Source organism: Bacillus sp. JJ783, from assembly GCF_036963225.1.
GTDB lineage: Bacteria > Bacillota > Bacilli > Bacillales > Bacillaceae_G > Bacillus_A > Bacillus_A cereus_U.
Genome location: NZ_JBALMG010000006.1, coordinates 1 through 19,599 on the forward strand (window position 1 = coordinate 1; position 19,599 = coordinate 19,599).

Here is a 19,599-nt window from a genome sequence, read left to right on the forward strand (position 1 = left end):
CCGCAGATGTGTATCGTATATGTAGGATTATAAAAAGATACTCTCAAAAATAGTTGATAGACTATTTTGAGAGTATCTTTTTTATTGCTATGCTACTATATTTGTTTTTTAACTTATACAGTATTCTATATTTTCTAAGTATGAATGTCATAGAAAAAGTCCTGTTTAGTAGATGAAAAATATAGTATATAAGGATAGTAAATTTATGGGGGGATTATTTTTATATTTGTAATATTCTAATGTTATAATTCAGAATTTTGTGGAAATTCACCGGTCGGAGTACTTATAATAAAAATAAAAAGATGATGAGATGGTGGAATGATGCAAAAGAAAAAACGTTTGCGTGAATTCTTTGAAATAATTGCGATTGCATGCTTAGTGGTGTTTTTGGCAAAAATCTTTTTGTTTTTTCCTACGACTGTAAAAGGCGCATCGATGAGGCCGACGTTACAAGATGGAGATAAAGTAATTATTAATAAACTTGCAAAGAGATTTGAAAGTTATGAGAGAGAGGATATTATTGTCGTGAAGACAGATAATTTCTACGTGAAGAGAGTTATTGGATTGCCAGGAGATGTAATTGAGATGAAGAATGATCAATTATATGTTAATCATCAAGTGAAAAACGAAGAGTATTTAAAGAATAATAAGAAACAGGCAGAAAAATTACTTATCAATTTAACTGAAGATTTTGGACCGATTACAATTCCTAAAAATAAAATTTTTGTGATGGGAGATAATCGTTTAGTTAGTAGGGATAGTAGGAACGGCTTAGGGCTCATTGATAGAACAGAAGTATTAGGAAAGCTCATGGCGATATATTATCCATTTGAACATGTGAAAATGGATAATTAGAAATAAGAAAAACCAAGCGAATTAGTTGCTTGGTTTTTCTTATTTAAACAGTTGGTGTTTTATTTATTGTTTCTTGTGAAGTAATGATTTCATTGTTTCGGTCGATATTTAACATGAATTTTCGTTGTAACAATTGCAATTTAAAGAGTGTTAAAGGATCATGATAAGTTTCTGGGTTCGTTCTTAGCTTTGTTAATGTTTGCTCATCTTCTTGTATTTCAAGTTGGGCCGCTTCTACGGTTTGTTTCAATATGCTAAGAGGGTCTTTAAAGAACATCATGATATCACGTTCTAGTGCACCTTCAAATACTTCAAATTGAAGGAAAAATTGTTTTGAAATCATCTGAGCAACTTCTGTATAATCTTCTGTTTCAATATATTGTTTATATTTATTTGATAGCATAGATTGATTTTTTTGCATATTACCGAATAATTTCCCTGCACTCTTTAAGAAAAATTGTGTCGGTGTAAAGCGTAATAAAATATTGATGTTAGCTACTGTAATTCTATTCGTCATTCTTGCAACATCTCTATCCCAGTCATCTAGTAATTTGAAATCACAAGGAAGTTTAATACGCTCTTCCTCATAGAGCTTATTAAAGGTATCGCCCATTTCATCTAAATAAGCCTGAGCTTGAATGAATTCATTATGAGCAGTTTCAATCCATTCTTGAATAGATTGAGTAAATTTAGGGAGAAGCACTTGCTGTACATGTTTTTGAATTCTTTCATTCATTGCTACATTTAGTTCTTCATGGACCAATTTGAAATCACTATCTTCTTGAACAAGATCAGAGCAACTCTGCAACAATTCAGGAATTTGAGAATGTATGTCCTGCGTAATCTCTTCTTTCGTTAAAAGATAAGATTCTGTAATGGAACGAATTTTATCTTTTTGGATGGCAGTAAGATTATTAATAAAACCATCAAGTTTTACTAAAATATGTTTATTCCAGCGGACGGATTTCACTAACGTATTTTCTAATTCCACACGTTCATTGACAAGGTATGCGATTGTTTTTTGGATAAACCATAATAATTTTTCAATGCGTTCTTTTTCAACGTTACGCTGAGTAAGGTTAGAAAGAATAGAGTCTGTTACGTTACCTAGCTGTTCACTACTCTCTTGTGAAGGAGAGTAAGGGAAAAATTGTGCTTCTGGGAAATGTACGAGTATTTTCTTTTTAATGTTGTTCGTGATGTTTTCACTAGTATTCGTATCAATTGTTTGTAAGACGAATTGAATTTGTAAATTTGGTACTTGCTCACGAATATATAATAATGTATCGAGCTCTTCATCATGTAATGGTGAAGCTGAATTTAGTACATAGATGAGACTATCTGCTGCCTGTAAGTATTCAAAGTGAGAGCTGTTTTTGTCAAGTTGTCCATGCACAGTAGGTGTGACAAGGAATGAAAACTTATTTTTTCGTAAAAATCTACTTGGTAATTTAACTTCAATACATTTTTTTTCTAATTCTGACTGAGAAGGTGCCGCTAGTATGTTATGAAGTTCGTCAAAGTTTGGTATATTTCGTATATCTAGCTCTGTAAGCTCAGTTATTTCAGTTTGACTATCATCTTTAAATGTAATTGAAGTTGTTATAGCCCCATTTAATATATTTTCTCCTAGAATAGAGTTAATAAAGGCTGATTTATCATAATCGCTAGCGCCTGCTACTAGAAGTTGTGTAACAGTTAAATCGTATAACTCACGAACAAGTAGTGTGAATTGATGACCTAAATCTACATCATTCTTCTCAGCCCATACAGCAATCGTTTCAAATAATGCTGATACGTCTGCCATATCAACATTTGCATGAGCTGATGCATTTGAAAGTAAGGCACCTGCGCTTTTTACGAGTAATGATTCTAGAGTTGTCGGTGAAACTTCATTCCATGCTAATACTGCTGCGGAGACAAGTAAAGAATCCTCGGTTTTCGTTAAACTAAACCAATTTGTTAATAAATCTGGTACAAGTCCTTGTAATTCGTGCATGAAATATTGTCCAGTAATCAATTCAAAATACGTCTCTTGATAGCGAGTAGAAATTTCATTCCAATCATCATTAGCGTCTACTTCAATATGTAAGAATAAGTGATTTATTGTTTGAATCCAAGGTAGATGTAATGATTCATTTTGATAACTGTTCCAAAGTGAAATAACAAGCTCTTTAAATTGAACTTGATCAATTGTATATAAGGCTTTTAAAGATTCATAGAAATACTCAGGTTTAATTTTTTTAGTAAAGCCTCTGTTCACATAATTTATTAAAGTATCGAACCAGTGTAATGATTTTGTTCGAATTCCTTCTTGAACAGCGAGTTCAATAGCATTATTCCAATCTTCTTGTTTTTCATAGAACGATCGAGCAATCGCAGTAATATTCGGATAGTCTGGTTGAAATGCAACAGCTTCACTAATCGTCTTAAATGCCAGTCCTAGACGGTCTTGCTCGATATAAAGAGAAAGAAGTTGTAGGGAAACTTCCATCGTAAGAGTTGTATCTTCTGATTGAATAGATTTATAAAGTTCCTCTGCTTTTGGTAAGAAACCTAATTCGAAATAAGCATCTGCAATATTCTTCATGGCCCAGAGAGCAAGTTCATTATTTACTTTCTCCCATTTAAATATTGCTGCTTCAAAGTCGTTATTTTGAAAGTAAACTTCACCTTGTGCGAAGCGAATATTAGATATATTGGAGAATTCATTTTTTGATTCATTTATATATGCTTCACCGAGTACTTCCGTTACCGGAATGGAAGTTTCTTCTGTTAAAAATGTTTTATAGTAAATCTTTTGGATAAATTGTTTTTCAATGGTCATGTTCGTTCCCCCTGTATAATTTAGAAAAATGATGTTGTATGTAAAAGGGTGCATGTTACTCTATTAGGTAGAAGTTGCATTATATAGACCAAACTACGTTTTTGCTAGATATATCATTTTTCCTGAGAGTTAAACCGTTGCGAAAAGTAACTTTCCTTTATTGTAACAAAAAAACAAGCCTATGAATTTTTATTTTTTAATCCCGATTGATGCAGGCTAATAATCAGTGGGGATGGATAAAAAACCCACTGATTAAATCTCTGTTTAAGGAATGGAATAGAAGTAGAGTTCATTATAAAAACAATGTATAGTGAATATGTATACCATGTTTGTCTTAAAGATAGAATGGGCACAATATGGAATAACGATCGTGTATAGGATGTGTCTTCCGAATGGAACAACATATTGGCGAGTTAATCGCACATTATGGTTATTTTGGAATTATTATAGCTCTAGCTGGCGGGATTGTTGGATTACCTATACCGGATGAGTTTTTATTGACTTTTATTGGATATAACATTTCAAAAGGAGTTATGTCAGGAACAGCTGCTTTTTTAAGTGGAATGGCAGGGGCAATGCTTGGCATTACATTAAGTTACATATTAGGTTTAAAACTTGGGCTTCCTGTTTTAAAAAAATATGGTCCGAAAGTTAGAATTAAGGAACATCATATTGAAAAAACACATATTTTATTTGAAAAATACGGTCCATTTCTTTTAATGATTGGATACTTTATACCAGGAGTACGTCATTTAACAGCATATTTTGCTGGAGTTTCAAATTTAACATGGTGGCGTTTTTGTTTGTATGCTTACGGTGGTGCACTAATTTGGATAAGTGTTTTTATTGGCCTAGGTTGGAAACTGGGAGAGAAGTGGCGCTTTGTTGAATATAGTTTACATCATTATGGAATATGGATTTTATTAGTTTCGGCAATTGTAACATTGATTGTGTGGATTTACATAAGGAAAAGACAAAACCGCTAATAATAGCGGTTTTTTAGCTGAAAGCAATAAATAATACACCAGCTGTAATAAAGACTACACCAATACCAGTCATAAAGTTTAACTTTTCACCTAATATAATCATCGCGAGAATAATGGAAAATACTACACTTAATTTATCGATAGGTGCTACTTGTGAAACTTTTCCTGTTTTTAATGCAAGAAAATAAAATAGCCATGACGAAGCACCAGCGATTCCACTTAATGTGATAAATAGCAGTGCTTTTTTATTTAAGAGAACATCACCGATATTTTGAAATTTACCTTGTATAATAATAACTCCTACCATAAATAATGCCATAATAATAGAGCGAACCGTTGTTGCGACGTTGGCATCGATTCCATCTAAGCCAATCTTTCCAAAAATAGATACGAGGGCAGCGGCAACTGCTGATAATAGTGCGAATAATAGCCATGAACTCATAGGGAAATTCCTCCGATCTTACATTATTATACATGAAAATCATTCTCATGTATAAATAACGAAATAAACCCCCGCCCTATATTTTTAATAAGGTGGGGGTTTATTATGCTACTCTGCTATTTCTTCATATAAAAAGTACGTTACATTATAAATATGTTCTACTTCATCATCCGTCATAAATAATAATTCGTCACGTTCAATCCCTTTTTTCTTTTCAATAAACTCAATCATGTTTTTTCGTTCTTCTCTTTTCATCAATTTTTATTTCTCCCCTCAATCTGTTTTAATACAGTTTATTTAAGTTACTGCTATTATATAACAGAATCTTTAGAAAGTTCCACCTATTTTATTATTTTTTTTAGAAGAACCTTTCGACAAAACAAGCCCGCTTAAAGGGCTTGTTTTCATTTTAAAGTCGTAAAAACTCGGGCTCGGTCGTACCAGCACCATCGATGTAATAAATTGTATCGGGATTGATTTTTATTAGTACGTAATTAGGGTCTTCCGCACCGAGTAACCAGCGTTTTAAGCTATTAGTCCAAAATTTGTTTTTTAATGTTTGATCTTCTTCGATGGAAGCTATACCTTCAACTTCAATGTAATCTTCATCTAATTTCTTTCCTTCACGTCCAAGTAGTACATGTACATTGGGATTTTTTTCGATATCTGTTATCTTTTTTGAATTTCGATCTGTTGCAACATATAGTACAAAATCTTCGTGGAAAAACATCATAAAGGCGCTATGTGGCTTATCGTTACGTACAGTAGATAATACACCAGTACGTTGACCTTGAATAATAGTTGCGATTTTTTCTTTTAAGTGCATATTTTTAGCCTCTTTTCATAATTCGTAATTTTTTCTGTCTGAACAAGATAATTTAAATATCTTTCATACTGTTTTCTTCAATCCGATTTTTTAAACGTAATTGTGATGAAATCGGACAAGTTAGGAGATGAATAATAATAATATCGAGGAGAAATACATACGATGGAAGGATGAAAAGCATGTTTAATAAAATATTTCTTACAGTAGCGCTTATAGGTGTACCACTTTCTGTAATCGGAAAAACACTTCATTGGCCACAAACCATTATGTTTGCTGTATACTGCATTACTATTATTGCATTAGCTGGTTTTATGGGGAGGGCGACAGAAAGTTTAGCAATCGTTTCTGGGCCTCGGATAGGTGGTTTATTAAATGCCACTTTCGGTAATGCCGTTGAACTTATCATTTCAATTTTTGCACTTCAGGCAGGGTTAACAGAAGTTGTTTTAGCTTCCTTAACTGGTTCTGTACTTGGAAACTTATTACTGGTAGGAGGGCTATCCTTCTTTATAGGTGGCCTTAAGTATAAAAGACAAAGTTTCAATGTTTATGATGCAAGACATAATTCAGCTTTATTAATATTCGCTGTTGTCGTAGCCTTTGTTATTCCAGAGATTTTTTCAATGAAGATGGATGCTGGAAAGACGTATCAATTAAGTATTGGTGTTTCTATTATCATGATTATTATGTACCTTGCTGCATTGCTATTTAAGTTAGTTACGCACCGTGGTGTATATCAACATAAAAGTGATGAAGTAGCGCATGAGGAAGAGCCAGAGTGGTCAAAGGGTAAAGCGCTACTCATTTTAGCGATAGCAACACTTGCAGTTGCTTATGTGTCAGAGGCCCTTGTACATACTTTTGAAACGGTCGCAAAGTCGTTTGGCTGGTCAGAGTTATTTATAGGGGTTATTATCGTTGCAATTGTTGGTAATGCAGCAGAACATGCATCTGCGATTATTATGGCATATAAAAATAAAGTGAACATCGCAGTGGAAATTGCAGTAGGTTCTACATTACAAATCGCCATGTTTGTTGCTCCTGTATTAGTACTGCTCTCGATGTTTTTTGCAGAAAGGATGCCTTTAGTATTTACAATACCAGAACTTGTTTCTATGATTACAGCTGTTTTCTTAACTATCGCCATTTCAAATGATGGGGATACAAACTGGTTTGAAGGAGGCACTTTATTAGCTGCGTATGTCATTATGGGAATTGGTTTTTATTTATTATGAAAAATAGGGATAACAATGCTTCAGAGGGAAAACACTAAATACAGTAATTTATATACCTTTACATAGGAAGGAGCCAGACAGGTGAAACGAGTATACAGCATATGTCTTTCAACCATGGTCTCGTTTATTTTATTATTTCCTAACAGTAGTTTTGCAAAGACAACGGTAGAAGTAAAAATGCCTTCATCTGTTTTAAATATTTCAAAGGATAATACATTTCCAAATGACGCACAAGATTTACCGCGTTTACAGCCAAGTAAGTTTGCTCAAGAACTATTGAAAACAGCAAATATCAAAATTGAAAATCCTGATTTAATTCGAATGTTTAATGAAACAACAATTTCGAATGCACCGCTTGCGGTAGGGTACCGGGCGAAAATTTATTTAGGTCAATGGGCATTAAATTATGAGTCGATAGATACATCGATTAATTGGGAATATAAGCAAGTAAATCGAAATGTATATGATAATCGCGGAGGAGATCGCTTATACCCACTTCGCTATAAGCAAGAAACCCAAAAGACAATCGAAGGTGATTTAACAGCGGATATGAAAGATGCTGCAGATGTGAAAAAAATGATGCTTCTAAAAGCGCTTGAAAAAGTACAATTGCCACTTTCATTTAAAACAACTATTGGTTATGGTACTGGACATGAGCGTGTTTATAACATTAGTCCAAGTCAACTTGGATATTTATATGCGTATACACCAGCAGTAAATGAAAAAGGAAAAGTAACATTTGGAGAAGTCTACCTTGTGTTAAAAGGGAATCAAAAAAGGCTTGTCGTGAAAAATATTACATCTCAAGGAATCGGAGCTGCTATTCCAATTCATGATCATTTATTTTTCAAATTTGTTTCTTCATCGCATGCACAATGAAATAAAAAACGTCAGCTTATAAGCTGACGTTTTTTATTTATCCCGCTATTTGCCGGACAGTAAAACTCCCACCTCAAAATTCGGCTGGAGCAAAGAAGTTAGGTGGGAGCCCTGCTGCCCGTAAACGCCCGATTGGTGAAGGCTAATAATCAGTGGGGGATGAACAAAACCCCCACTGATTAAAGTTTCACTTTATAACATAATGTTTGATGTTTTTGATAAGAAATCTTCTTTTGGATAGTAGCTATTTTTTACAAGAACATTCGGTCCAAGGCATTTCACAGCAGGACAATGACAACTTAATGATTTTGCTGTTTTTGTGTCACACCATTTGTCGTAAGCTTCTTGTAGCGTATTTGTTTGTACATTACCTAGAAGCGGGACATCACCGAAGTCGGTCACGATAATATTTCCATCGAAAATATTTACGTTCAAACGAGAACGACCATCTGGATCATTGCGGACAGTTACATTTTTACTTTCATGTAATTTCTTTAGTGTAGCTAAATCGTGTTCATTATCACTACATGCATAGAAAGGTAATGTTCCGAATAACATCCACACATTTTCATCACGGATCTCTAATAAATGTTCAACTGCATTTCGAATTTCTTCTTTTGTTAAAATTTCAAGTGTGCTAGCGAAGTCACTCGGATACATCGGGTGCACTTCATGACGTTTACAGCCCATTTCTTCAACGATTTGACGGTGAATATGTTCAATATGTGGTAGAGTTCGTTTGTTTAACATAGTTTCGGCTGATACGAGTACACCTGCCTCTGATAGAGCTTTACTATTTGTAATCATTCTTTCAAATAATTTAGCGCGCTGTTCATAAGTAGGTTTACGCTCCATCATTGCAAATCCGCCTTCAACGAAGTCATCGATTGTTCCCCAGTTATGTGAAATGTGCAATACATCTAAGTAGGGAATAATTTGTTCGTAACGTGCTAAATCTATAGTTAAGTTTGAGTTGATTTGAGTGCGAACGCCTCGTTCATGGGCGTATTTTAAGAGTGGTGTTACATAGTTGTCGACGGATTTTTTTGAAAGCATAGGTTCTCCGCCTGTAATACTTAAAGAACGTAGATAAGGAATCTCATCTAATCGTTTTAATAAAAGCTCCATCGGAAGCGGATTTGGATCTTTCGGCTGTAATGTGTAACCAACAGCGCAATGCTCGCAACGCATATTGCATAACGTTGTCGTTGTAAACTCAACGTTTGTTAATAGTAGTTTGCCGTACTCTTCAAGGTCCATATACGCTTCCCATGGATCGTAAGAAGGAGTAATCGGCTTCATTATTTGTGATATCGTCATATGAAATACTCCTTTGACTATTGAAATAACAATTTGTCCATTCTCTATAATAGAAGAATATGTGCTTTTTATAAAGTGAAACTTTTTTGTGAAAAAAGAGAGAGGGCTTACATTATAATGAATTACTGAGACAAATTTGATGAAATTACATGCCCATAGCCATCATTTTTGCGGTATAATAAAAGCAACTCGAATTAAAAGGAGAGTGCCTTCATGGGAAAAGCAATTCAAGATAAAGATTCACAACTAGTATATTTGAAAAAACGTTTAAATATGTTCATTGAAGTAATTGATACGATTGAACCAGAAGAGGTAGAATTAGAAGATGTAGATCGTCTTCTTGCAATGTTAGATGAATTAGAACTGAAATGTGAGCAATTTAAAAAAGACGAATAATATATTAAAAAGGCTGCCACTACAAAATTGGCAGCCTTTTTCTGTACGGATAATAGAAGGAATATAGAAAAAAAGGTATAATCAAGTTGTGAAAAATTTCATTTAACCTTTAATGGCGTGAAATAAAGTGAAACTTTACTCAGTGGGGGTCATTCCCCACTGAGTATTAGTTGAACCAATCGGGCGTTTACGGGCAGTTGATCTCCCACCTAACTTCTTTGCTCCACCTGAATTTTGAGGTGGGAGTCTTACTGCCCGTTAATGCGGGATAAATAAACAGCTGAAGAGTATAACAATGGAATTTTCATTTCATAACGTTTTGGTAGCGTTCACAATTGAGGGGGAAGTAACAATGGAAAAGCTTCAAGAAAGCATGTATCAACTAATTGTTGAAACGTCAACGAACTTACCGAAAGATGTTCGTCGCGCAATTCAACAAGCGAAAGAACGAGAAAATGCAGGAACTCGTTCGGCGATGGCACTTGGCACAATTACGAATAATATTAAAATGGCAGATGATAATATCTCGCCAATTTGCCAAGATACAGGGATGCCAACGTTTAAAATTTATACACCAGTTGGTGTGAATCAATTAAAACTGAAGGAAGCTATCTATAGTGCGCTTGAGCGGGCGACAAAAGATGGTAAACTTCGTCCAAACTCTGTTGATTCTCTTTTTGGAGACAATAGCGGAAATAATTTAGGACCAGGTACACCTGTTATTAAGTTTGAACAATGGGAAAAAGATTACATTGATGCACGTTTAATTTTAAAGGGCGGGGGCTGTGAGAACAAAAATATTCAATATAGCTTGCCTTGTGAAATAGAAGGACTTGGACGAGCTGGGCGTGATTTAGAAGGAATTCGTAAATGCCTTCTTCATGCAGTATATCAAGCGCAAGGGCAAGGGTGTAGCGCTGGGGTAATCGGCGTCGGTATCGGGGGAGACCGCACATCAGGTTACGAATTAGCAAAAAATCAATTATTCCGTACATTAGATGATGTAAATTCAGTTCCAGAATTACAAAAGCTTGAAGAGTACGTATTAGAGAATGCAAATAAGCTTGGCATTGGTACGATGGGATTTGGCGGAGAAACAACTTTATTAGGTTGCAAAGTTGGAGTATATAATCGTTTGCCAGCGAGCTTCTACGTATCTGTTGCATATAATTGTTGGGCATATCGTCGTCTTGGTGTAACAATTCATCCTGAAACAGGTGAAATTATGGATTGGTTGTACCAGGAAGGTGAAGATACACTTCAGCAAGATGCTGCGCAAGAACAAACAGAGCAGCGTGAAATCGTATTACAAGCTCCAATTACAGAAGAGCAAATTCGTGAACTTCGTGTTGGTGATGTTGTTACAATTAACGGCATGATGTATACAGGACGTGATGCGATTCATAAACATTTAATGGATAACGATTGTCCAGTAGATTTAAAGGGACAAATTATTTATCACTGTGGTCCAGTTGTAGTGAAAGATGAGAATGACAATTGGCAAATTAAAGCGGCAGGTCCAACGACAAGCATTCGTGAAGAGCCATATCAAGGCGATATTATGAAAAAGTTCGGTATTCGTGCTGTAATTGGTAAAGGCGGTATGGGTGCTAAAACATTAGCAGCTTTAGAAGAACACGGTGGTGTGTACTTAAATGCAATTGGTGGTGCAGCACAATATTATGCTGAATGTATTAAAGAAGTGAAAGATGTTGATTTCTTACAATTCGGTATCCCAGAGGCAATGTGGCATTTACGTATCGATGGTTTTAAAGCAGTTGTAACGATGGATTCTCATGGTAAAAGTCTACATGCTGATGTTGATAAAACATCACTTGAAAAATTGGCGAGCTTTAAAGAACCTGTATTTAAGTAAAGAGAAATGCATCTCGAATTATTCGAGGTGCATTTTTTGGTATATATAGAAAAACATGTTCAGCATGAAAGAAAGCAGGGAAACAGAAACTACAGGTACGATTATATATGGAAAGGAGACTATTTATGAAATATAAATGGTTATATATAGGTCTCATTTTTTCAATTATGATGGCACTTGTTCCAGTTTCAACATTTGCTTATACGAATACACCACATAACTGGGGAATTCCACGTCCTAAAAATGAAACGGTGCCAGATGCAGGGAAACTATATACAGAATTACTACAAAAAAATGGTGGGTTTTATTTAGGAGATACGAAGAAAAAAGATATTTATTTAACATTTGATAATGGATACGAAAATGGATACACAGGAAAGATTTTAGATGTATTAAAGGAGAAAAAAGTACCAGCAACTTTCTTTGTGACGGGACATTATATAAAAACACAAAAAGATTTATTATTAAGAATGAAAAATGAAGGACATATTATTGGTAATCATTCTTGGAGTCATCCAGATTTTACAACAGTAAATGATGCAAAACTTCGTGAAGAATTAACGAGCGTAACGGAAGAGATTAAAAAAGTAACAGGGCAAAAAGAAGTGAAATATGTACGCCCTCCGCGAGGTGTATTTAGCGAAAGAACGTTAGCTCTTACGAAAGAAATGGGATATCATAACGTGTTTTGGTCGCTGGCATTTCTTGATTGGAAAGTAGATCAGCAAAGAGGATGGCAATACGCTCATAATAATGTAATGACTATGATTCATCCAGGATCTGTTTTGTTACTTCATGCAATATCAAAAGATAATGCAGAAGCACTTGCGAAAATCATTGATGATTTGCGCGAGAAAGGGTATCATTTTAAAAGCCTAGATGATTTAGTAAAAAGCAATCAACCGTAAGCATGTATGCTTGCGGTTTTCTCATGCTATAATGATGTGTAAAAAGGATGGGGAAACGTATGTGGAGCGAACATGTTACGTTAGAATATCCGTACCATTTTGAAGAAGTGCTAAAGCGTTTAGCTTTCGACCCGTTAAACGTCATTCAATTAGACGAGAAAGTAATTTATGTCCCGCTTTTTATAGACGAAGAACAAATTGTTGTTCGTTTGCAAGGGATTGGTACTGTTCAAAATCCACAGTTTTGGATTTCTAGTCAGGCAGGAGATCAAGAGAAAGTAATGAAACGAATGAGGTCCATTTTTCACTGGAATGAACCGTTTCAAAATATACAAGATCATTTTTTAAACACATCATTACGTCCACTGTTTGAAACATATGCTTATACTCCAATTATATTAGAATTTGATTATTTCGCTTGTCTTCTTCGTTGTATTATTCATCAACAAATAAATTTGAAATTTGCTACGGTGCTAACAGATCAATTTGTAAAACGATATGGGACGGAGAAGAACGGCGTTTTCTTTTTCCCAACACCAGAAAGAGTAGCGAATATTTCAATAGAGGAATTGAGAGAGCAGAAGTTTAGTCAGCGAAAAGCCGAATATATAGTAGGATTAGCAAAACATATTGCAGACGGTAAATTAGATTTAGCAAGGATAGAAAACGAAACAGAAGAAGAAGTATCGGCACAATTGTTACCAATAAGGGGTATTGGAGCATGGACAGTGCAAAACTTTTTAATGTTTGGGCTTGGCCGGAAAAACATGTTTCCAGAAGCAGATATCGGGATTAGGCGTGCACTTCAAGGTGTATTTCAATTAGATAATAAGCCTGATGATGCATTTTTAGAAAAAGTGAAACAAGAGTGTGAACCATATTGCAGTTATGCAGCGTTATATTTATGGAAAAGTATAGAGTAGAGGTGTAATAATGATACAAGAGCAACAAGAGAGTAAGTTGGAAGTTGGTCAAACGTTTCCTGTGACAATTAAACGTCTTGGGATTAACGGAGAAGGCGTTGGTTATTTTAAGAGACAAGTTGTTTTCATTCCAGGGGCATTACCAGGAGAAGAAGTTGTTGCTGAAGCAACGAAAATTCAGCGTGGCTTCGCTGAAGCGAAAGTGAAAAAAGTTCGTAAATCATCACCACATCGTGTGAAAGCACCATGTTCAGTATATGAGGAGTGTGGTGGCTGCCAATTGCAGCACTTAGATTATAAAGAACAATTAAATCAAAAGCGTGATATCGTTGTACAAGCATTCGAGAAGTATATGAATGACAGTCTAGAAGAGAAAATTCGCCCAACGCTTGGTATGGAAAATCCATGGCATTATCGTAATAAAAGTCAATTGCAAGTGGGGCGTAAAGACGAAAAGGTTATTACAGGGTTATATAAGCAAAACTCACATCAGTTAATTGATATTTCTCATTGCATGATTCAGCATAAAGCAACGAATGAAGCGACAAAAGTTGTAAGACGTATATTAGAAAAATTAAATGTTTCTATTTACAATGAGAAAAAACAAAAAGGTTTAGTACGCACAATTGTGACACGTACTGCAGTTCAAACAGGGGAAGTGCAAGTCACACTTATTACAACAAAAGAAGAATTACCAAATAAAGATCAATTTATCGCAGAAGTACAAAAACAGATGCCAAGTGTTAAATCAATTATGCAAAACGTAAACTGGCGTAAAACATCTGTTATTTTCGGTGATAAAACATTTAAATTAGCTGGAAAAGAAGTAATTCAAGAAACACTAGGTGATTTATCATTTGAATTATCAGCACGCGCATTCTTCCAATTAAATCCAGAACAAACGGTTGTTTTATACGATGAAGCGAAAAAAGCAGCTGCTTTAACAGGAAACGAGAAGATTGTGGATGCGTATTGCGGTGTCGGTACGATTGGACTTTGGCTTGCGAATGATGCAGCGGAAGTACGTGGTATGGATGTAATTCCAGAAGCGATTGAAGATGCAAAGAAAAATGCAAAACGCCACGGATTCACAAATACAAAGTATGAAGCTGGTAAAGCGGAACAATGGTTACCGAAATGGGTGAAAGAAGGCTGGAGCCCAGATGTCATTGTTGTCGATCCACCGCGTACAGGTTGCGATGATAAATTACTTGAAACGATTTTAAAAGTGAAACCGAAACAAGTTGTTTACGTGTCTTGTAATCCATCTTCATTAGCACGTGATGTACAAACATTAATGAAGAGTTATGAAGTGGAGTATGTGCAACCAGTTGATATGTTCCCGCATACAGCTCATGTAGAAAATGTAGTGAAACTTGTTAGAAAGTAACATTCAATAAGGATATGTCCCTCACAAAGCAGGAGTTATGTGAGGGTATATTTTATTTAGCGAATGGAAGTAAGGAGAATACGATGAACAATTATAAATTGACGATTCAATATGACGGTGCGCGTTATAAAGGGTGGCAACGTCTTGGGAATAATGACAATACGATTCAGGGGAAAATCGAAAGTATAATATCTGAAATGGTCGGAAAAGAAACTGAAATTATCGGCTGTAGTAGAACGGATGCAGGTGTACACGCTTTGAATCAAGTAGCTAACTTTCAAAGTGATGAGAAGTTAGTAGAACATAAAGTGAAAAAATATTTAAATCAATATTTACCAAATGATATTAGTATTACGAGTGTAGAAGAAGTACCAGATCGTTTCCATGCTCGTTACAATTCTAAAGCAAAAACATATCTGTATAAAATTTGGAATGAAGAGCATACGAACCCATTTATGCGTAAATACAGCATGCACGTGAATAAACAATTAAATGTGAAAAGCATGAAAGAAGCTGCGAAACATTTAATTGGTTCACATGACTTCACTGCTTTTTCAAATGCAAAGTCTAAGAAAAAATCTATGGTTCGAGAAGTGTATACACTTGATGTTTTCGAAGAATCAGGATTTGTACAAATTAGAGTAAGTGGTAACGGATTCCTTCATAACATGGTGCGAAAAATTGTTGGAGCATTAATTGAAGTTGGATTAGGACAATTAGAGGCGGACGCAATTCCAAACATTTTAGAGGAAAAACAACGTAATCAAATTAATTGTCTTGCTGAGGCGAGCGGGTTGTACTTGGAGAATGTTAAATTTTAATAATAAGTAAAAAAATCGAGCTGATAAGGCTCGATTTTTTTGTACTTTGAAATTAAGAAGATTTTTCTTTCTTCATAAGTAGCTTCAAATTCCAAAAAGCAGCAAGCATAATAGCTGCAAAGGAGCCGCTAATTGTGCCTAAGAGCTTTGCATAAGGAAAGCTGCTCATATCAGCATTAATGAATAACATCATACATAGAACGGCAGGGAGAAGGTATAAGTATTGTAATAACTTTAATTTTTTATCATTACTCATATATATAGCCCCTTTCTAGCATGTTATATGTATATTATAACATATTTTTCCAAGTGATTACTTGTACTTGAAGAGAGAGTCATTTTATATGTGTAAATGCAATTTTTTAATTCGATATTGTAAGTTTTGTCTGCTCAATCCTAAAAACTTTGCGGCTTGTGAGATATTACCTTTATTTTCTTTAAGAATTTGATGGATATATTTCTTTTCCATTTCTTCGATTATACGTTTTAAATTTTGTGGCGTATCAGTATTGTGACTAGTTAGCGGAGTCTGCATATTGAGTTCCTTTTTTGCTAGTTCGCGAAAGTGCGTTGGCATATGGAACGCTGTAATGATATCTTCATCTTCTATTAAGTTCATGGAGCCTTCAATTATATGTTCTAGTTCTCTCACATTACCAGGCCAATCGTATTTATAGAAGAAGTTATTTACGTTTAAATCTACATCTTTTACGCTAAGATCAAATTGGATATTGTATTTTTCAATAAAATGTTGAACAAGATATGTAATATCTTCTTTTCGTTCCCGTAAAGGTGGAAGACATAGAGTAACAACGCTTAATCGGTAATATAAGTCTTGCCTTAATCGATTGTGTGCTATGGCTTCAAGAGGATCTTCATTAATAGTTGCTATAATACGAACATCAATTTCTTTTTCTTGTGTGCCTCCGATTCTTCGTATTGTTTTTTCTTGTATAGCCCGCAGCAATTTAGCTTGAAGTGTTGGACTTAATGAGTTGATCTCATCTAATAACAAAGTCCCGCCGTTTGCTTCTTCAAATAAACCTGGTTTATCTATTGCTCCTGTAAAAGCACCTCGATTTGTACCAAATAGTAGACTTTCCATTAAGGTTTCTGGTATAGCGGCACAGTTTTGCGAAATAAATGGTTTTGTTGAACGCTGGCTTTCATTATGGATGCTCTGCGCAAATAGCTCTTTACCAGTCCCTGTTTCTCCGATGATAAGTATGGAGGAGGATGTACGTATTACTCTCTTTGCTTCTGCAATGACCGATTGAATAGCTCTAGAATCACCAATTATGTGATCAAAGGTAAACTTAGTATTTTGTTTGCGAGAAAGGTTCGTTTTCATTGTTTGCTTTAAATGACTAATCTCTTTTGAAATTTCAATAGCGCCTTTAATTTTTCCATTTTCTATTATAGGAAAAGTATCGTTAATCGTCGTAATCTCTTGTCCTTTATTGTTAAAATACGTTTGTTTTATATTTTTGTTTGTTTTTCCAAGTTTTAATGCTTCTATAAGAGTACTATTTTTATTTTCTTCAAATGCAAATACTTCTAAAGGATTTTTATCTAGCACATCAGAACGATCCATTGATTCAATGTCCATCATTTTGCGGTTATAGATAATCGTTTTACTTTCCTCATTAATAATATGAATCCCAATATCTAGTTCATTTAGTAAAGTTTCATATAGCATATTCATTTCAATAATCTTTTTAAAATTGATTTCTTCTGTATGCATGTATTATCTTCTCCTCGTTATACCCTATGAAGACTGACTTTTTATAATTTTATTAAAATTCTCATAAAATCGCAAAATTTTTTTGCTATTTTCTCTTAAAACTTTTCAAATGATAGAAAAATTTTGCGGTTATGCAGATTTTTTTCGTAAGAAATCCCAATTTCACATAGGTGTTGAGGTTGGTACGTATTTTGCATGAATAGTAGTTGAGATCTCTAAATTTAAAGAGTAGGGGGATTAGGAATCTTTATAGGTTATGCAACGTTTCAGTGCCAATTAATAAGAGGGAGGAATTTATAAAGTGAAGACGGTTGTAGAAGGCGTGTATAGTCCTTGTTACGGGAAAGTAGAGAAATTATTTGTTACTGAAAGTTCTTACGTATATGAGTGGGAGAAATTAGCGTTAATTGAAACAATAGATAAGCAGCAAGTGGAAATTAAAGTGGGAATCAGTGGTTATATTGAATCATTAGAAGTGGTAGAAGGCGAAGCTATCGCTGATCAAAAATTATTAATAACAGTGAGGGATGACCTGTTAATAACAGGTAGTGATTAATAGAAGTAATATGTATTTTGCACTTTTTAATAATTATTTTTACTATGAAGGGTTTTAAAAACGCTTACATTAAATGGGTTTGCAAAGTGAAAAGGGGGGATTTATATGATGGATCAAAACCAGGGATTAAAAAGGGAATTGAAAAGTCGGCACATATTTATGATTGCACTCGGGGGAGTTATTGGTACAGGACTTTTTTTAGGATCGGGTTATACAATTCATGAAGCTGGACCTGGAGGGGCAATTGTAGCGTATCTTGTCGGTGGGTTTGTTATGTATTTAACGATGCTTTGCCTTGGAGAGTTAGCGGTTGCGATGCCTGATGCAGGATCTTATCAAACGTATGCTACAAAGCACATCTCTCCTGCAGCAGGTTATGTAGTGGGATGGATGTCGTGGCTAAACTGGTCTGCTACGATAGGTATTGAATTAATTGCAGTTAGTATTTTAATGAAACGATGGTTTCCGGATGTACCGTCATGGATTTGGTGTGTAGTGTTTGCAGTGTTGCTCTTTGCTATTAATGCATTATCTTCAAGAAGTTTTGCGGAAGTTGAATTTTGGTTTGCAAGTATTAAAGTCATTACAATCATTGCATTTATTATTTTGGGCGGGGCGGCAATGTTTGGTTTTCTAGATATGAAAGGAAATGAACCAGCACCAATGTTTTCTAGCTTTACTGATTATGGTGGATTATTCCCAAATGGATTATCGGCTATTTTAATTACGATGATTGCAGTTAATTTTTCCTTCCAAGGAACAGAACTAGTTGGTATTGCAGCTGGTGAGAGTGAAAATCCAGAGAAAACTATCCCGAAGGCAATTAATAATACAGTTTGGCGCATACTTATTTTCTTTGTACTATCTATTTTTATTCTTGCGGGACTATTTCCTTGGCAGCAAGCAGGTGTGATAGAAAGTCCATTCGTAGTTGTATTTGATAAAATTGGTATTCCTTATGCGGCTGATATTATAAATTTCGTTATTATTACAGCTGTACTATCAGTTGCGAATTCAGGATTATATGCAACTTCCCGTATGCTATGGTCGATGTCGAATCAAGGAATGATTAGCCCAATTTTTGGTAAGTTATCTAAAAATGGTGTTCCTATTTATGCATTGATTGTAAGTACGTTTGTAGGATGTCTCTCATTACTATCAGGTATTTATGCGGAAGATACAGTTTATTTATGGCTTCTTTCAATTGCAGGGTTCGGAGCGATATTAGTTTGGGCATCTATTGCTTTATCTAACCTATTAGCTAGAAGGACATACTTAAAGCAGGGCGGGGATATTAAGAATTTGAAATTTAAAACACCACTGTATCCATTTGTTCCAATTCTTGCGTTAGTATTAAATTTAACTGTAATTGTTGGAATGGCTTTTATTCCGGAACAAAGAATGGCATTGTATTGTGGTATTCCATTTATGATCGTTTGTTTACTGTTTTATCGTGCTACCAAAAATAAGCGAAGTAAAGTAGAACTTATTGAAAAGACAAATACAACAGAATTAGAAAGTTTACCCCGCATTAACGGGCAGTAAAACTCCCACCTCAAAATTTGGCTGGAGCAAAGAAGTTAGGTGGGAGATAAACTGCCCGTAAACGCTCGAT

At 34.8% G+C, this 19,599-nt stretch carries 19 protein-coding genes; 12 read left to right on the forward strand and 7 right to left on the reverse strand.

All coding sequences use genetic code 11. The features are described 5' to 3' along the window. The first annotated feature begins 318 nt into the window (after positions 1-318). On the forward strand, positions 319-855 hold the full coding sequence (gene lepB, locus V7038_RS01240) for a signal peptidase I (RefSeq protein WP_002159410.1): 537 nt from the start codon (positions 319-321) through the stop codon (positions 853-855). Between the two features lie 43 nt (positions 856-898). On the opposite strand, the gene V7038_RS01245 is transcribed toward lepB, so the two are convergent. Then, positions 899-3,682, reverse strand: a complete 2,784-nt coding sequence (locus tag V7038_RS01245; RefSeq protein WP_199661224.1) for a tetratricopeptide repeat protein — start codon at positions 3,680-3,682, stop codon at positions 899-901. Positions 3,683-4,074: 392 nt separating this feature from the next. On the opposite strand from V7038_RS01245, the gene V7038_RS01250 reads away from it, so the two are divergent. Beyond that, complete coding sequence (locus tag V7038_RS01250; RefSeq protein ID WP_002113741.1) at positions 4,075-4,668, forward strand: DedA family protein; 594 nt, start codon at positions 4,075-4,077, stop codon at positions 4,666-4,668. Between the two features lie 13 nt (positions 4,669-4,681). On the opposite strand, the gene V7038_RS01255 is transcribed toward V7038_RS01250, so the two are convergent. The 3 genes from V7038_RS01255 to V7038_RS01265 all read right to left on the reverse strand — a co-directional run bounded on the left by V7038_RS01255 (position 4,682) and on the right by V7038_RS01265 (position 5,936). After that, positions 4,682-5,110: an EamA family transporter gene (locus V7038_RS01255; protein WP_002113746.1), complete on the reverse strand. Its 429-nt coding sequence runs from the start codon at positions 5,108-5,110 to the stop codon at positions 4,682-4,684. 108 nt (positions 5,111-5,218) lie between these two features. Then, positions 5,219-5,365 (reverse strand): BH0509 family protein, encoded by a 147-nt coding sequence (locus tag V7038_RS01260; protein ID WP_000817786.1) that lies wholly within the window; start codon positions 5,363-5,365, stop codon positions 5,219-5,221. Positions 5,366-5,519: 154 nt separating this feature from the next. After that, positions 5,520-5,936 carry a pyridoxamine 5'-phosphate oxidase family protein gene (locus V7038_RS01265; RefSeq protein WP_002125015.1) on the reverse strand — a complete coding sequence of 139 codons (417 nt, stop codon included), beginning with the start codon at positions 5,934-5,936 and terminating at the stop codon, positions 5,520-5,522. Between the two features lie 179 nt (positions 5,937-6,115). Between V7038_RS01265 and cax the strand changes: the two genes are divergently transcribed. Continuing rightward, complete coding sequence (gene cax / locus V7038_RS01270; RefSeq protein WP_199661223.1) at positions 6,116-7,171, forward strand: calcium/proton exchanger; 1,056 nt, start codon at positions 6,116-6,118, stop codon at positions 7,169-7,171. A gap of 81 nt (positions 7,172-7,252) precedes the next feature. Continuing rightward, positions 7,253-8,050, forward strand: coding sequence for a YfkD famly protein (locus tag V7038_RS01275; protein ID WP_002151668.1), 798 nt, complete (start codon positions 7,253-7,255; stop codon positions 8,048-8,050). Positions 8,051-8,242: 192 nt separating this feature from the next. Here V7038_RS01275 and yfkAB read toward each other — a convergent pair whose 3' ends face one another. Continuing rightward, the gene (gene yfkAB, locus V7038_RS01280; RefSeq protein ID WP_199661222.1) at positions 8,243-9,370 is read right to left on the reverse strand and encodes a radical SAM/CxCxxxxC motif protein YfkAB; all 1,128 of its coding nucleotides are present in this window, start codon (positions 9,368-9,370) and stop codon (positions 8,243-8,245) included. A gap of 213 nt (positions 9,371-9,583) precedes the next feature. Here yfkAB and V7038_RS01285 point away from each other — a divergent pair, with 213 nt between their 5' ends. The 6 genes from V7038_RS01285 to truA all read left to right on the forward strand — a co-directional run bounded on the left by V7038_RS01285 (position 9,584) and on the right by truA (position 15,684). Further along, on the forward strand, positions 9,584-9,766 hold the full coding sequence (locus V7038_RS01285; protein ID WP_002091170.1) for an SE1561 family protein: 183 nt from the start codon (positions 9,584-9,586) through the stop codon (positions 9,764-9,766). A 352-nt stretch (positions 9,767-10,118) separates the two neighbouring features. After that, a complete protein-coding gene (fumA, locus tag V7038_RS01290) occupies positions 10,119-11,642 on the forward strand; it encodes a class I fumarate hydratase (RefSeq protein WP_087945984.1) in 1,524 nt (507 codons plus the stop codon). A 125-nt stretch (positions 11,643-11,767) separates the two neighbouring features. Then, a complete protein-coding gene (pdaA, locus tag V7038_RS01295; protein ID WP_002201873.1) occupies positions 11,768-12,550 on the forward strand; it encodes a delta-lactam-biosynthetic de-N-acetylase in 783 nt (260 codons plus the stop codon). A gap of 59 nt (positions 12,551-12,609) precedes the next feature. After that, on the forward strand, positions 12,610-13,473 hold the full coding sequence (locus V7038_RS01300; protein WP_002113774.1) for a DNA-3-methyladenine glycosylase family protein: 864 nt from the start codon (positions 12,610-12,612) through the stop codon (positions 13,471-13,473). 10 nt (positions 13,474-13,483) lie between these two features. Continuing rightward, complete coding sequence (gene rlmD / locus V7038_RS01305; RefSeq protein ID WP_335468821.1) at positions 13,484-14,863, forward strand: 23S rRNA (uracil(1939)-C(5))-methyltransferase RlmD; 1,380 nt, start codon at positions 13,484-13,486, stop codon at positions 14,861-14,863. An 83-nt stretch (positions 14,864-14,946) separates the two neighbouring features. Beyond that, entirely contained in the window at positions 14,947-15,684 is a 738-nt protein-coding gene (gene truA / locus V7038_RS01310; protein WP_002113777.1) for a tRNA pseudouridine(38-40) synthase TruA, read from the forward strand. A 52-nt stretch (positions 15,685-15,736) separates the two neighbouring features. Here the strand turns inward: truA and V7038_RS01315 are convergent, their stop codons facing one another. Together V7038_RS01315 and V7038_RS01320 are read right to left on the reverse strand one after the other, a co-directional pair. Then, the gene (locus V7038_RS01315; RefSeq protein WP_002113778.1) at positions 15,737-15,940 is read right to left on the reverse strand and encodes a hypothetical protein; all 204 of its coding nucleotides are present in this window, start codon (positions 15,938-15,940) and stop codon (positions 15,737-15,739) included. Between the two features lie 84 nt (positions 15,941-16,024). Continuing rightward, positions 16,025-17,428, reverse strand: a complete 1,404-nt coding sequence (locus V7038_RS01320) for a sigma-54 interaction domain-containing protein (RefSeq protein WP_335468823.1) — start codon at positions 17,426-17,428, stop codon at positions 16,025-16,027. Positions 17,429-17,729: 301 nt separating this feature from the next. Between V7038_RS01320 and V7038_RS01325 the strand changes: the two genes are divergently transcribed. Then, a complete protein-coding gene (locus V7038_RS01325; RefSeq protein WP_335468825.1) occupies positions 17,730-17,984 on the forward strand; it encodes a biotin/lipoyl-containing protein in 255 nt (84 codons plus the stop codon). 105 nt (positions 17,985-18,089) lie between these two features. Further along, positions 18,090-19,529, forward strand: coding sequence for an amino acid permease (locus tag V7038_RS01330; RefSeq protein WP_335468827.1), 1,440 nt, complete (start codon positions 18,090-18,092; stop codon positions 19,527-19,529). Positions 19,530-19,599 lie beyond the last annotated feature (70 nt).

Excerpts from the sequence above, each read along its gene's own strand:
- V7038_RS01285 (WP_002091170.1), top strand. The coding sequence starts at position 9,584 with ATGGGAAAAGCAATTCAAGATAAAGATTCACAACTAGTATATTTGAAA.
- V7038_RS01265 (WP_002125015.1), bottom strand. The coding sequence starts at position 5,936 with ATGCACTTAAAAGAAAAAATCGCAACTATTATTCAAGGTCAACGTACT.
- lepB (WP_002159410.1), top strand. The coding sequence starts at position 319 with ATGATGCAAAAGAAAAAACGTTTGCGTGAATTCTTTGAAATAATTGCG.
- V7038_RS01315 (WP_002113778.1), bottom strand. The coding sequence starts at position 15,940 with ATGAGTAATGATAAAAAATTAAAGTTATTACAATACTTATACCTTCTC.
- V7038_RS01260 (WP_000817786.1), bottom strand. The coding sequence starts at position 5,365 with ATGAAAAGAGAAGAACGAAAAAACATGATTGAGTTTATTGAAAAGAAA.
- fumA (WP_087945984.1), top strand. The coding sequence starts at position 10,119 with ATGGAAAAGCTTCAAGAAAGCATGTATCAACTAATTGTTGAAACGTCA.
- yfkAB (WP_199661222.1), bottom strand. The coding sequence starts at position 9,370 with ATGACGATATCACAAATAATGAAGCCGATTACTCCTTCTTACGATCCA.
- V7038_RS01330 (WP_335468827.1), top strand. The coding sequence starts at position 18,090 with ATGATGGATCAAAACCAGGGATTAAAAAGGGAATTGAAAAGTCGGCAC.
- V7038_RS01245 (WP_199661224.1), bottom strand. The coding sequence starts at position 3,682 with ATGACCATTGAAAAACAATTTATCCAAAAGATTTACTATAAAACATTT.
- truA (WP_002113777.1), top strand. The coding sequence starts at position 14,947 with ATGAACAATTATAAATTGACGATTCAATATGACGGTGCGCGTTATAAA.
- cax (WP_199661223.1), top strand. The coding sequence starts at position 6,116 with ATGTTTAATAAAATATTTCTTACAGTAGCGCTTATAGGTGTACCACTT.
- V7038_RS01255 (WP_002113746.1), bottom strand. The coding sequence starts at position 5,110 with ATGAGTTCATGGCTATTATTCGCACTATTATCAGCAGTTGCCGCTGCC.
- V7038_RS01300 (WP_002113774.1), top strand. The coding sequence starts at position 12,610 with ATGTGGAGCGAACATGTTACGTTAGAATATCCGTACCATTTTGAAGAA.
- V7038_RS01250 (WP_002113741.1), top strand. The coding sequence starts at position 4,075 with ATGGAACAACATATTGGCGAGTTAATCGCACATTATGGTTATTTTGGA.
- rlmD (WP_335468821.1), top strand. The coding sequence starts at position 13,484 with ATGATACAAGAGCAACAAGAGAGTAAGTTGGAAGTTGGTCAAACGTTT.
- pdaA (WP_002201873.1), top strand. The coding sequence starts at position 11,768 with ATGAAATATAAATGGTTATATATAGGTCTCATTTTTTCAATTATGATG.
- V7038_RS01320 (WP_335468823.1), bottom strand. The coding sequence starts at position 17,428 with ATGCATACAGAAGAAATCAATTTTAAAAAGATTATTGAAATGAATATG.